Origin of the sequence: Raoultella sp. (assembly GCF_039594335.1) — a bacterium.
In the GTDB taxonomy this organism is placed as follows: domain Bacteria; phylum Pseudomonadota; class Gammaproteobacteria; order Enterobacterales; family Enterobacteriaceae; genus Klebsiella.
The window spans coordinates 1-11,479 of the sequence record NZ_JBCNNS010000132.1 but is presented as its reverse complement, the minus strand read 5'-3'; the positions used below and the strand labels follow the sequence as shown (position 1 = coordinate 11,479).

Here is an 11,479-nt window from a genome sequence, read left to right as displayed (position 1 = left end):
CCTGTCCCGGATTAATCTGGGCGACGGCTGTTTTTTTTCTGCCGCCGATCCGCTGATGTCCCTGTACCAGCAGAGAAATATAAATTGAAGACTCAGCCACCTGATGCGGGTCGAATATTGTTTCGTTTTTAGAACCCATTGCACTACAATAATCGCCGGAAATAGCAGATATGGTTTTATGGTGGGCAATAATCTCTGCCGGACGGCGGTTATTCACGACCTCAATGCCATAGCAGCTGAGGTTCTGCGATATTTGCTGATAGCGCTCTTCCGGCGCAATATCCGCTGCGCTTAATATGTGGGGAACGTACAGCGTCGTAGGTCTGGACATGATTGTTTCGTATCCCGGGCTGACACCAGCCAGGCTGGTCATTTTATCCACCTATTATAAGATTAATCTTAAAAAATACCAGCGGAGAGCCTGGTTTTTACGTGTCTTCATAGAGTTAGTTCTCAGGCGTCACCGCTGCTGATGTTACGACGATCGTTTTTCGGTATCCCTGTCGGCTTATTTTACGGCCCGCGAAATATAAAATAAAAACCCTTCATTACGGCGTAAATATTTTTATCAGTGCGTATAGCTGTTATTTAAAAAAGTGGCTTCAGTTTTTATCTCGGCGACGCGGGGAGCTCTGAATGAACGGAAATAGTATGAAAAATGCAGTGGACAGGCGGATAAAAACGATCGCAAGCTATAGCGCAAACCTTCAACGAGCGACGGGAATAACAGCGTATGCGTAAGAGTAAAATAATTGTTCTATCTTTGATGGTTATTTGTGTTTTATGTTTTGCAATTGTTGCTGTTTATTTTTTGCTGCTCAAAGACAATTTTGCCGAACCGGTTAACGAAGAAACCGAAGCCGCGGTTCTTAAGGTTGCCGGGTTAGTGAAAAATGGGCCAGCCGATGCGCAAACCCTGAGAACGCTATACCAGACGCGAGTCGTCACTCGTCGGTTGAATCTGGATAGCGGCCAGCTTTTACCGGCCGGAGTGCCGGAGGAGAGGCAGAAACGCTGCGTCGATCTTTCTCCGGCTCACGACCCGGCCCAGATCCGCCAGCGCTGTTCGCCGGTCGATATCTATCTGGTGCGTGATAAAAACAATAATATTCAGCAGATTATTTTACCGGTGTACGGCAAAGGCGCGAAATCGATGATGTACGCGCTGGTGGCCCTAGACCTCGATGGCCGTACGGTGAACGATTTGCTCTATTACCAGCAGAATGAAACGCCGCTGCTGGGCGCCAGAGTGGAGGACCCGCAGTGGCGCAGCCAGTGGGCGGGCAAAAAAATACGCGATCTGCAAGGAAATCCGGCCCTGAAGGTCGTTCAGGATAATCCGGGCCAGCACGATGTTTATACCGTGGATGGCATCAGCGGGGCGACCTTAACCTCAACCGGCGTCGGGAAAAGCATTAATTTCTGGATGGGCGAGCAGGGGTACGGCAATTTTCTGCGTCAGCTGCAGGACAACCCGGCGATATTAACGCAATAGTCTGCGCCTTATTTCCCCCCTCATCACGACGCCCTTCCGGCGTCGTATTTTTATCTCCCCACCAGGCATTGCGCCACCAGCTATCGAAGGGGCTATTTAACTGCTGAGAGATGGGGCAGTTAAACAGGCGATTCTTTGCAACAATTTACATAAATTGTCACCGTTTGACATTTTCATGATCTGCATCATGTCGCCGCGAGTAAAAAAAACAATGATAACCATTATCATTAATTGAAATGAGATGAATCATGCCCTGGGCTCGTCATTTTTTGCTGCTAATGCTGTTTAGCCTGCTGTTTAGCGCGTGCGCGATGGCACAAACCCACTATGCGCCTTATATCGAGGATATCGAGCAGCGGCTGGATAAAACCGCGCAACTGTATCAGCAGCAAAAAAATAACGAGGCGCGCCGGGAGGTGCAGGGCGCCTACTTTGAAGTATTTGAGAACCTCGAAGGGCCGATTCGCATCAATTTCTCGGCACGCAAAAGTTACGAGATGGAAAGCACCTTCGGCGATATCCGACGGATGATCGCCGACGGTAAACCGCTGCCGGAGGTCCAGTCGCGGATCGACGAGCTCAAAAAAGCGCTGCGTGAAGTTGAACCGGCCCTCGATGGAGGCCATCGGCTGGTGGCGGAAGAACAGCATACCGCCTTAAGCCGCGACGATATCGCTCTGCACTGGCAGAACAGTTTCCGCACCATCGACGATCTGCTGGCACAGGCGGTGAGCGCCTATCAGGCGGGAAATTTTAGCCAGTCCAGCCAGCTGGTACAGCAGGCGCACTATCAGGGATTTAAAAATTCTGAAATGGAAATGTCGGTGCGGCAAAACCGTTCGGCGAAAGCGGCGGCGGCGATTAACCAGCAGTTTACCGCTTTGATTGCCCTGACGACCCAGCCGGATCGGCTGAATGACGTCGCCTACCAGGTCACTGCGCTGCTTCAGGATCTGGAAGATATCCTGCCAGGCCTGCCGACCACTCGCGAGGATCAGCCGCTGAGCGCTCCGGCGGCGGCGGGCGCCGCACCAGTTGCCGATACCGCGCCGCGTGCCGATTGGGCAAGCGTGGCGAACGACATTAACCGCAGCGTTGATGCTGCGCTGGCGCGTTACCAGCGCGGGGAAGCCCAGGATGCGATTCTGGATATCCAGGATACCTACTTCGACCGCTTTGAAGCCAGCGGCATGGAGAACAAAACAGGCTCGCGCGATGCCGCCTTCAAAACCCGCCTTGAGGCCCACTTCACCCGCATAGTCAGCCTGATGAAAGCCGGCCAGTCGCAGGAAACGCTGGCGACCGAAGCGGCGGCACTGCGCGCGGATCTGCAGCAGGCGGTGACGATGCTGGGTGAGGGGGAAGAGACGCAGTGGAGCCTGCTGCTCTACAGCCTGTTGATCATCGTCCGCGAAGGGCTTGAAGCGCTGCTGATTGTGGCGGCCATCGTGGCGTACCTGGTGAAAAATGACCATCACGACAAACTGCCGTTGATTCGCCAGTCGGTCATCGTGGCGCTGATAGCCAGCGTGGCGACGGCGGTTATCTTCCAGCTGTTGTTTACCAGCTCCGGCGCCAGCCGGGAGTTGCTGGAAGGGATCACCATGCTGATCGCCGTGGTGATGCTGTTCTGTATGAGCTACTGGCTGCTGTCGAAAGTCGAAGCCCGCCACTGGAAGGCCTGGCTGGAAGGCAAGCTCAACCATTCGCTTTCCCGCGGCTCGCTGGTCGGACTGTGGCTGACCAGCTTCCTTGCCGTCTATCGCGAGGGGGCCGAAACGGTGCTGTTCTACTACGCCCTGATCGGCGATGCGCAGGGACTGCCCGGTCATCTGGCCATTGGCGCCGGGTTCGTCATTGGCTGCCTGGTACTGCTGGTCGCCTGGCTGATCATGCGCTACTCGGTGGTCCGTCTGCCGCTTAAACCGTTCTTCATGTTCACCGGCGGCTTCATGTACCTGATGGCATTCGTTTTCGCCGGTAAAGGTGTGCTGGAGCTGGTGGAGGGCAAATTGTTCCAGCCGACGTTGATCGGCGGGGTTCCGGAAATCAGTTGGCTGGGGATTTATCCCTATCTGGAAACCCTGACGCCGCAGGTGGTGTTACTGATTGCGGCGCTGGTCGCGCTGTGGATCATGCGTCGCCGCAGCCTGGTACCTGGCGAGAGTATCAAAAATAATGACTAACCATTTAAGATGAGAGGATTTGTCAGATGACCATTAAGAAGACCTTGATTATCAGCGCCATGGTGGGCGGAGTTTTTGCCGCTCCTGCGGCGCTGGCGTTTAAAGAGTATCCGGCCGGTGAGCCGGTCACCATGAATGAAATGGAGCTCGCCGCCGTCTATCTCCAGCCGATCGATATGGAGCCGCGCGGAATGGGGCTGCCGGCCGCGAAATCGGATATCCATCTGGAAGCCGATATTCATGCAGTGGAAGGGGGCAAGAACGGCTTTGGCGCGGGTGAATGGATCCCTTATCTGACCATCACCTACACTCTGGTCAATAGTGACACCGGCGAAAAACAGGAAGGGACCTTTATGCCGATGGTTGCCAGCGACGGCCCGCACTATGGCGCCAATATCAAAATGATGGGGGTCGGTAACTATAAAGTGACCTACCACATTGAGCCGCCGTCAAAAGCCGGGATGCACCGTCATACCGACAGCGAAACCGGCGTCGGCCGCTGGTGGAAACCATTTGATGTCAGCTATGAGTTCAAGTACGTCGGCCTGAACTAAGCGTCCGTCGCGCAGGAGGGGCAACAGTCTCCTGCGCTGTATTGCTGTCTGCGGGTTGAAGCCATCCGCCGTACCGGGTCGAAGTCATGAGTTATTTTTTCGTCTCCACGCTACAGGTCTTTTTCTGCATCGCGCTGCTCTCGTCGGCGCTTTGGGCGCGCGGTGCGCCTCCGGCGTTACGCCCTCTGGTCTGGACGCTGCTCGCGGCACTGGCCGTCGGGCTGTTGGCTGGACTGTTTATTCGCGGCAGCCAGACGCAACAATTGCTGCTGGTCGGCGGAGAAATGCTGCTTTCACTGCTGTTTATCCTCAGCTTCTGGTGGGCCGGGCCGCGCCTGCGCTACCTCTGGCAGGGGATCCTCGTGGCAGGCGCCGCTCGTCACTGGGCGCGAGATCCTAATCTCGGCGGACTGACCTCCACGCACGTGCTGAATACCGATCTGCTGCTGAATCTGACCGCGATCGCGCTGGCCTTCGCGCTCCTGTGTCTTGCTGCGGCGCTCTGCGTCATGCTGCTGCGGCGGATGCGCTGGTTGTACTGGCCGCTGACGATATTGTTGGTGATCCTGCTGTGGCTACCGCTGTCCGGCACGTTACTGCTGCTGCTGATGAAGTTGCAGATCGTCCCGCTGCTGAAGCCGCTGCTCAGTTTTGTTGCCAAAGTGACCAACAACGCAGCGCTGTATAACTGGCTGGCCGTCGCGATGCTTCTGCTGTTGAGCCTGTGTGGGCTCCCGGCGATCCGCCGTTACAGCCTGGCGGTGAAGATGGCTGACGAACCGATTGCCCGGCGGCTTGCACAGGCTGAACGCCGGGGGGCTATTCGCCTCGGGTTAACCACCGCCTGCTGCGCGCTGGCGATCCTCGGCGGTCAGCTCTGGTGGGATCTGGTGGCCTCGCAACCACCGAGGCTGTCGGAAGCGCAGCCGGTGACCCAGGCCGCCGATGGCCGGGTGCACATTCCCGTCGCCCAGATTCGCGACGGCAAGCTGCATCGTTTTGTCTGGGTGGCGGATGACGGTAAAGCGGTACGCTTTTTTATCATTAACCGCTATCCCGACAAATTACGCTTCGGCGTGGTGTTCGACGCCTGCCTGCTGTGCGGCGACCAGGGCTATGTTATGGAAGGAAACCAGGTGATCTGCGTTGCTTGCGGAGTGCATATTTTTATTCCCTCCATTGGCAAAGCCGGCGGTTGTAATCCGGTGCCGATTGATGACTGGCGCAACGATGAGAGCGAGCTGACGATACCCGCTGCGGCGCTTGCTGCGGGAGCCAACTATTTCTCTACCGTATTGACCATCAAAGTCATCGATCCGGTGGATGGGTCGACCCTGACCAACACCGCGGCTGAGTATAAATACAGCTACGGTGGAAAAACCTGGTTCTTCGCCTCAGAAGCGAACTATGACCGTTTCCGTCGAACCCCCGCCGCGTTTGCCCCCGGCGCCGTGGAGGAGGAGTAGCAATGCTGTGGCGAATGATCTACCAGTCGTGGGGACGTAATCTGCGCCGCAAATCGCTGGCGGTGTTAACCGTGTTTCTGGCCACCAGCCTGATCTCGGCGCTGCTGGCGGTGTCCATCGACATTGGCGATAAAATGTCCCGTGAGCTGAAATCGTACGGCGCCAATATCCTGATTGAACCGGCGGGGCAGGCCGCGCTTCCCGCTTTATTTAGTGAGCAGAGCAACCCCCTGGCCAGCGACGACTTCCTTGATGAGGCCGAACTGCCTAATATCAAAGATATTTTCTGGCGCAACAATATTGTCGGTTTTGCCCCGATGCTCAGCGGAGAAGTGAAGGTGGATGGGCATGATATTCGGGTGCTGGGCACCTTCTTTAATCAGCCGGTTACGATACCTGACGAGGAGGGCTATGCGACCGGGCAGCGCGCCGTCAGCCCGTTTTGGCAGGTCACCGGTCGCTGGCCGCAGGAGCCGCCGGGGGCAGAGGCGCAGACGCTCGTCGGACATGCCCTGGCGCGTAATTACGGCTGGCATCCCGGCGATCGCCTCCGCTTACAGGTAGGGGAGACGGCGGTGACCGTCACGGTCAGCGGCATTTTATCCAGCGGCGGCGATGAGGATACCCAACTGGTGATGCCACTGGGCGTGGTGCAACAGCTGCTGGGTCTGGCGGGGAAAATTCAGGCGATTCGCGTGTCGGCGCTGACCGTACCGGAAAACGAGCTCTCAAGGCGGGCGCGCGAAAACCTCGAGGCGCTGAATGCCGAAGAGTATGACCTGTGGTACTGCACGGCGTACGTGTCATCCATTGCTCATCAGCTGGAGGAGGCCATTTCCGGCGCCGAGGTGCGTCCGGTCTGGCAGGTGGCGGCATCGGAAGGGGTGGTGATCGATAAAATTCAGCTGCTGATGGCGGTGGTCACCCTCGCCGCGCTGGCCGCGGCGGCAATGGGTATCGCCTCGTTGATGACCAGTACCATTATGGAGCGCGCCCGGGAGATTGGTCTGATGAAGGCGCTGGGCGCACGGCAGTGGCAAATTCTGCTGCTGTTTTATCTTGAGGCGGCGCTCGGCGGGCTGCTCGGCGGGGCGCTCGGCTGCATTGCCGGCTGGGGACTGGCGAAGATCATTGGTCTGATGCTGTTTGCCATGCCGCTTGATTTTGCCTGGGTGGTGGTGCCCTGTGTGCTGGTGATTGCGGTGCTGATTGCGCTTGTCGGGACCTGGTTTCCGGCGCGACGCATTGCCCGGCTTTACCCTGTGGAGGTGCTATATGGCCGCTAAGCGCGACATGTTGTGGTTACTGGTCTGGCGAGCGCTGCGCCTGCGCTTACAGCGGGTGAGCGTGGTCTTTGCCGCGCTGGCGGTCGGCGCCACCATCGTGACTGCGCTCTCCGCGGTGTGGTTCGACATCAACAGTAAAATGAGCGAGGAGCTACGGACCTTCGGCGCGAATTTTTATATCGGACCGGCCCACGGCACCCGGATGCCACAGCCGGAGCTGCAGGCCATTCTCGACGCCGCACCGCAGGGGCTGATTCATGGCGCCAGCCCCTGGCTATACGGCACAGCGCGTACTGAACTGGAAAAAGTGGTGATGGCCGGCGTGTGGTTTGAGTCGCTGCAAAAGCTGGTGCCCTACTGGCAGGTCAGCGGCGACTGGATCGGCGTCAGTTTTGACGATCGCAACGCCATGATAGGCGTGAAGCTGGCTCAGCGGCTGGCGCTGAAGGTCGGCGATAGCGTAACTCTGGTCGATCATCAGCGGCGTAAAAAGCTGCTGGTCAAGGGGATCGTCGAGGCTGGCGACGCCACCGATAATATGCTGATTGTTAGCCTCGATGTCGCTCAGGATTGGCTGCAAAAGCCCGCTACCATCAGTCACGGTCTGCTGAGCGTCAGCAACGATCTCGGCCAGGTGGAGCGCTATGCCGGTCAGCTACAACAGCGCTATCCCGACCTCGAGATTCGTCCGGTACGTAAAGTCTCGGCAACCGAAGGCCAGGTGCTGGAGAAAATCAAAGGGTTGATGGGGCTGGTGTCGCTGGTGATCCTCGCCCTGTCGTCACTGTGCGTGAACACCACGCTGATGGCGATTGTCGGCGAACGCGCCCGCGAATTTGCCTTGCAAAAAGCACTGGGTGCCGGTAACGGCGACATTATCCGCCAGATGCTGCTGGAAACCAGCATCATCACTCTGGCGGCGGTGGTCTGTGGCTGGGGGCTCGGTTATCTGCTGGCCCAGCTTCTCGGCCTGACTGTTTTCAACGCCACCATCGCGCTGCGCCTGCCGGTGCTGCCGATTACCCTCGTGCTGTCTTTACTGGTTGCCCTGTTGGCGGCCATTGTTCCGGTGCGCCGCGCGGTCAGCCTCGAACCGGCGAAAGTGTTGAAAGGAGAATAACGCCATGACCGTCACGCCTTTGCGTCAACTGGTGATTGAAACCCGTCATTTATATAAACAATTTGGTGAGGTGACCGCGCTGGAAGACATCAATCTGCGCATTGCCCATGGGGAGTTTGTCGCCATCATGGGGGCCTCTGGCTCCGGGAAAACGACGCTGATGAACATCCTGACCTGTCTGGATACAGCCAGTGAAGGACAAGTTATCCTCGACGGGACCGACGCCGCGGCGCTGGATGAGGAAGGGCGCCGCCGTTTCCGGGCGCAGAAGATTGGTCTGGTCTTTCAGCAGTTCCACCTGATCCCCTTTCTGACGGCGTTGGAAAACATCATGCTGGCGCAGCACTACCACAGCGTGGTTGATGAAGCCGCCGCCAAAGCGGTTCTGGCGCAGGTGGGGCTTGAGCATCGTATGACCCATCTCCCCAGCCAGCTTTCCGGCGGGGAGCAGCAGCGGGTCTGCATTGCCCGGGCGCTGGTCAATGAGCCGCCGGTCATTTTTGCCGATGAACCCACCGGCAACCTGGATGAAGAGAACGAGCAGCGGGTGCTGGATCTGCTTACCGACTTACACCGCCAGGGGCGCACCATCGTGATGGTGACCCACAACCCGGCGCTGGGGAAATTCGCCGATCGGATCGTGCGCCTCCAGCATGGCAAATACCTCGGCGAGGAGCTGAACGCCCATGCGCATGCCTGACGTGATGATGTTATTGCTGCTGATACTGCTTCTGCCTGCGGGGTGTAAAGAAGAGAAGCTGGCGCGCGGGGAAACGGCGCCAGCGCTGGCGACCTTTGATTTGCAGGGGCAACCTGCCGGTCTTGAACGTTGGCGGGGGAAAGCCATTTATCTGAATTTCTGGTCCGCGGGCTGTGGCGGCTGTCTGGCGGAAATGGACACCCTGCAGGCCTTAAGCCAGCGCTGGTCGGATAAACTGGTGGTGGTGGGCGTCAATACTGATGCTGAACAGGTGGATATCGCGCCGCTACTGGCGAAACACGGCATCAGCTATCCGGTCCTGCGCGATCAGCTGAACATGACCCAAGAGCGTTATCAGGTGATTGGGACGCCGACCTCGGTACTGATCGACGCGCGTGGGCGCGTGTTAGGACTGCATCAGGGATGGCGAAAACCCGCGGAGCTGCAGGCGGTATTCACCCGGCTGGCGCAGCAATAAGCGAGACTCCCGGGCGTGGGCCCGGGAGTCTCCGTCGTCTGTTTCAATCCAGCAGTGAAGGATCGGCATCAATCATCATCTGCTTCATTTCGGCGAAGTGCTGCCGGGAAAAATCGGCGATTTTCTCCCAGTCCTGGGCCGTTTTCTCCGCCACCTCAGCGGACAGCACCTTCAGCGGCTGGCCGGTTGACCACGCGGTGACCAGAATTTGACAGGCCCGTTCCAATGTCCATATATCGTCAAACGCCTCTCCGATGGTCGTGGCGGTAACCAGCACGCCATGGTTGCCCATCAGCAGGCGGCGTTTATCCGCCAGCAGCCCGGCCAGTCTCGCGCCTTCGGCAACGGTGTCCGCCATACCGCCGTACAGCGTATCCACCGCGACGCGATTAAAATAGCGCGCGCTATTCTGATCGATCGGCAGGATCTGCGGATTCTCCAGGCAGGCGATGCTGGTGGTATAGATCGGGTGCAGGTGCAGCACCACCCGTACCTCCGGCAGCCGCCGATGAATCTGGCCGTGGATCGCCCATGCGGTGGCGTCCACGTCCGGCCGCTGCGCGGTCGCTTCATCATCGGCATCCAGCAGCAGCAGGTCGCTGGCGCGGATCCGCGAGAAGTGTTTCCACTTCGGATTCAGCAGAAACTTTTTGCCGTCCGGCGACAGGGCTGCACTAAAGTGGTTGGCGACCGCCTCGTGCATGCCGAGATGCGCGATGATACGAAACGTCGCAGCCAGATCGATCCGCGTTTGTTCTTCGAAAGAGTAAGCCATGGCGTTACTCCGCTTTCGGCATCAGGGTTTTCAGATCCTCTTCCGTCGGCGGCTGGAAATTGTATTTTTTCAGCAGCGCCGCATATTCCGGCGTGGCGCTGAATTTTTTCAGCCCCTCCTCAAGGGCGCTCTTCACTTCGCTGTTGCCTTTTTTGATGCCAAAGCCGTTCAGTACCGGATAAATTAAGGTATCGGAAGAGATAACGATCCGGTCCCCCAGCTTCTCAACGACGCCACGCGCCACTGCCGCATCGGTAATCTGCGCCTCTACCGCCCGCGACAGCAGCGCCTGGGTGGTTTGCGGATCGGTACTGTACTCGCTCAGCTTAATGGGTGGCAGACCTTTCTTCACGCAATAGTCCGCCGACAGTTTTTGCAACTGCGCCAGCCAGGAGGTTGCTCCCATTGAGCCGATTTTATGGCCGCAGAACTCTTCCGGCGTCTTGGGCTGATAGCTGGCGCCCTTAAGCGCGAGGATCGATTCACCGCTTTTCAGGTACGGCACCATGTCAATCACCTTCACGCGTTCGGCGGTGATATACATCGAGGAGTTGGTTATATCGAACCGCCCGCCCTGCAGACCAGGGATCAGATTAGGAAAGCGGGTATCTGTATTCACCGCCTCGCGACCGAGGGTTTTGGCCACACCGGCGAGAAACTCAATATCAAACCCGGCCGGTTTGTTGTTTTCCATATATTCATAAGGATAAAAGGTCATATCCGAACCGGCGGTAATTTTCCCCGGCTGCAGGAACGCCGCAAAAGTGCTGAACGAGGTCAGCGCGCCAGCGGAACAAAGAAGCAGAGCATTAAATCGTTTCATAAAAACCTCCAGGGGATGACATTACATGCTGGCAAGATCGTGGCCGGCCTGCTGAACAAAGAATGAGGCGCCGCGTGGCTTCTGCGGCAAACGTAGCTGGTTGGCGGCGCTGCGCACCAGGCCGCTCTCCACACCGGCCACCAGTTGACCCGCGTGCTGGCTTGGCAAGGGGTTTTCACCAAAGGGCAGGGCGTCCTCGGCGGCGTAAACGCTGATAAACAGCGTCCGTGGCAACTCGGTTTGATTGGGGCTCGAGGCGTGAAGCAGGCGGGTATGCATAAAGCACACCGAGCCTGACGGGCCAAAGCAGGCTGCGGGCTGCTGGCAATGCGCGGATACCACCTCGTCGTCAACCGAGCCGGTAAAACGCCCGTCCTGCCAGTGGGACCACAGCGGCCCCTTATGGCTCCCCGGCACCACGTTCAGCGGACCGTTTTCCGGCGTGACGTCGCTGATCATCAGCAGGGCAGTGATGATGTCGTCATTGCTGTGCGGTGTGAACAGAAAATCCTGATGCCATTTCACCTGTGTCGCGGTAAACGGCAGCTTGGAGTTGATTTTGCTGTGATGAAAACGGGTGCCGCTGCCACCGATTA

At 57.8% G+C, this 11,479-nt stretch carries 11 protein-coding genes and 1 pseudogene; 8 read left to right on the top strand and 4 right to left on the bottom strand.

Annotated elements, in window-relative coordinates:
* Positions 1-331 (bottom strand): annotated as a pseudogene (locus tag ACZAHD_RS18465) (AraC family transcriptional regulator); the annotation flags it as partial.
* 402 nt (positions 332-733) lie between these two features.
* Between ACZAHD_RS18465 and nqrC the strand changes: the two are divergent.
* From nqrC to ACZAHD_RS18425, 8 genes are all read left to right on the top strand, one after another.
* Positions 734-1,495 carry an NADH:ubiquinone reductase (Na(+)-transporting) subunit C gene (gene nqrC, locus ACZAHD_RS18460; protein WP_462458071.1) on the top strand — a complete coding sequence of 254 codons (762 nt, stop codon included), beginning with the start codon at positions 734-736 and terminating at the stop codon, positions 1,493-1,495.
* A gap of 248 nt (positions 1,496-1,743) precedes the next feature.
* Positions 1,744-3,681, top strand: a complete 1,938-nt coding sequence (locus tag ACZAHD_RS18455; protein ID WP_462458070.1) for an FTR1 family iron permease — start codon at positions 1,744-1,746, stop codon at positions 3,679-3,681.
* Between the two features lie 26 nt (positions 3,682-3,707).
* Complete coding sequence (locus tag ACZAHD_RS18450; protein WP_462458069.1) at positions 3,708-4,235, top strand: iron transporter; 528 nt, start codon at positions 3,708-3,710, stop codon at positions 4,233-4,235.
* An 86-nt stretch (positions 4,236-4,321) separates the two neighbouring features.
* On the top strand, positions 4,322-5,701 hold the full coding sequence (locus ACZAHD_RS18445) for a Fe-S-containing protein (RefSeq protein ID WP_462458068.1): 1,380 nt from the start codon (positions 4,322-4,324) through the stop codon (positions 5,699-5,701).
* Positions 5,702-5,703: 2 nt separating this feature from the next.
* Positions 5,704-6,987 (top strand): ABC transporter permease, encoded by a 1,284-nt coding sequence (locus ACZAHD_RS18440; protein ID WP_462458067.1) that lies wholly within the window; start codon positions 5,704-5,706, stop codon positions 6,985-6,987.
* Positions 6,977-8,107: an ABC transporter permease gene (locus ACZAHD_RS18435; protein ID WP_462458066.1), complete on the top strand. Its 1,131-nt coding sequence runs from the start codon at positions 6,977-6,979 to the stop codon at positions 8,105-8,107. Before ACZAHD_RS18440 ends, ACZAHD_RS18435 begins: the two co-directional genes overlap by 11 nt.
* Before the next feature lie 4 nt (positions 8,108-8,111).
* A complete protein-coding gene (locus ACZAHD_RS18430; RefSeq protein WP_462458065.1) occupies positions 8,112-8,807 on the top strand; it encodes an ABC transporter ATP-binding protein in 696 nt (231 codons plus the stop codon).
* A complete protein-coding gene (locus ACZAHD_RS18425) occupies positions 8,794-9,285 on the top strand; it encodes a TlpA family protein disulfide reductase (protein ID WP_462458064.1) in 492 nt (163 codons plus the stop codon). The genes ACZAHD_RS18430 and ACZAHD_RS18425 overlap by 14 nt, the downstream gene beginning before the upstream one ends.
* Positions 9,286-9,328: 43 nt before the next feature.
* Here the strand turns inward: ACZAHD_RS18425 and ACZAHD_RS18420 are convergent, their stop codons facing one another.
* The 3 genes from ACZAHD_RS18420 to ACZAHD_RS18410 form a co-directional block, all read right to left on the bottom strand.
* On the bottom strand, positions 9,329-10,060 hold the full coding sequence (locus ACZAHD_RS18420) for a class II aldolase and adducin N-terminal domain-containing protein (RefSeq protein ID WP_462458063.1): 732 nt from the start codon (positions 10,058-10,060) through the stop codon (positions 9,329-9,331).
* A 4-nt stretch (positions 10,061-10,064) separates the two neighbouring features.
* Positions 10,065-10,883, bottom strand: a complete 819-nt coding sequence (locus ACZAHD_RS18415; protein WP_462458062.1) for an ABC transporter substrate-binding protein — start codon at positions 10,881-10,883, stop codon at positions 10,065-10,067.
* Positions 10,884-10,904: 21 nt separating this feature from the next.
* A partial coding sequence (locus ACZAHD_RS18410; RefSeq protein WP_462458061.1) for a phytanoyl-CoA dioxygenase family protein occupies positions 10,905-11,479 on the bottom strand: 575 nt, incomplete at its 5' end.

Excerpts from the sequence above, each read along its gene's own strand:
- nqrC (WP_462458071.1), top strand. The coding sequence starts at position 734 with ATGCGTAAGAGTAAAATAATTGTTCTATCTTTGATGGTTATTTGTGTT.
- ACZAHD_RS18455 (WP_462458070.1), top strand. The coding sequence starts at position 1,744 with ATGCCCTGGGCTCGTCATTTTTTGCTGCTAATGCTGTTTAGCCTGCTG.
- ACZAHD_RS18450 (WP_462458069.1), top strand. The coding sequence starts at position 3,708 with ATGACCATTAAGAAGACCTTGATTATCAGCGCCATGGTGGGCGGAGTT.
- ACZAHD_RS18445 (WP_462458068.1), top strand. The coding sequence starts at position 4,322 with ATGAGTTATTTTTTCGTCTCCACGCTACAGGTCTTTTTCTGCATCGCG.
- ACZAHD_RS18440 (WP_462458067.1), top strand. The coding sequence starts at position 5,704 with ATGCTGTGGCGAATGATCTACCAGTCGTGGGGACGTAATCTGCGCCGC.
- ACZAHD_RS18435 (WP_462458066.1), top strand. The coding sequence starts at position 6,977 with ATGGCCGCTAAGCGCGACATGTTGTGGTTACTGGTCTGGCGAGCGCTG.
- ACZAHD_RS18430 (WP_462458065.1), top strand. The coding sequence starts at position 8,112 with ATGACCGTCACGCCTTTGCGTCAACTGGTGATTGAAACCCGTCATTTA.
- ACZAHD_RS18425 (WP_462458064.1), top strand. The coding sequence starts at position 8,794 with ATGCGCATGCCTGACGTGATGATGTTATTGCTGCTGATACTGCTTCTG.
- ACZAHD_RS18420 (WP_462458063.1), bottom strand. The coding sequence starts at position 10,060 with ATGGCTTACTCTTTCGAAGAACAAACGCGGATCGATCTGGCTGCGACG.
- ACZAHD_RS18415 (WP_462458062.1), bottom strand. The coding sequence starts at position 10,883 with ATGAAACGATTTAATGCTCTGCTTCTTTGTTCCGCTGGCGCGCTGACC.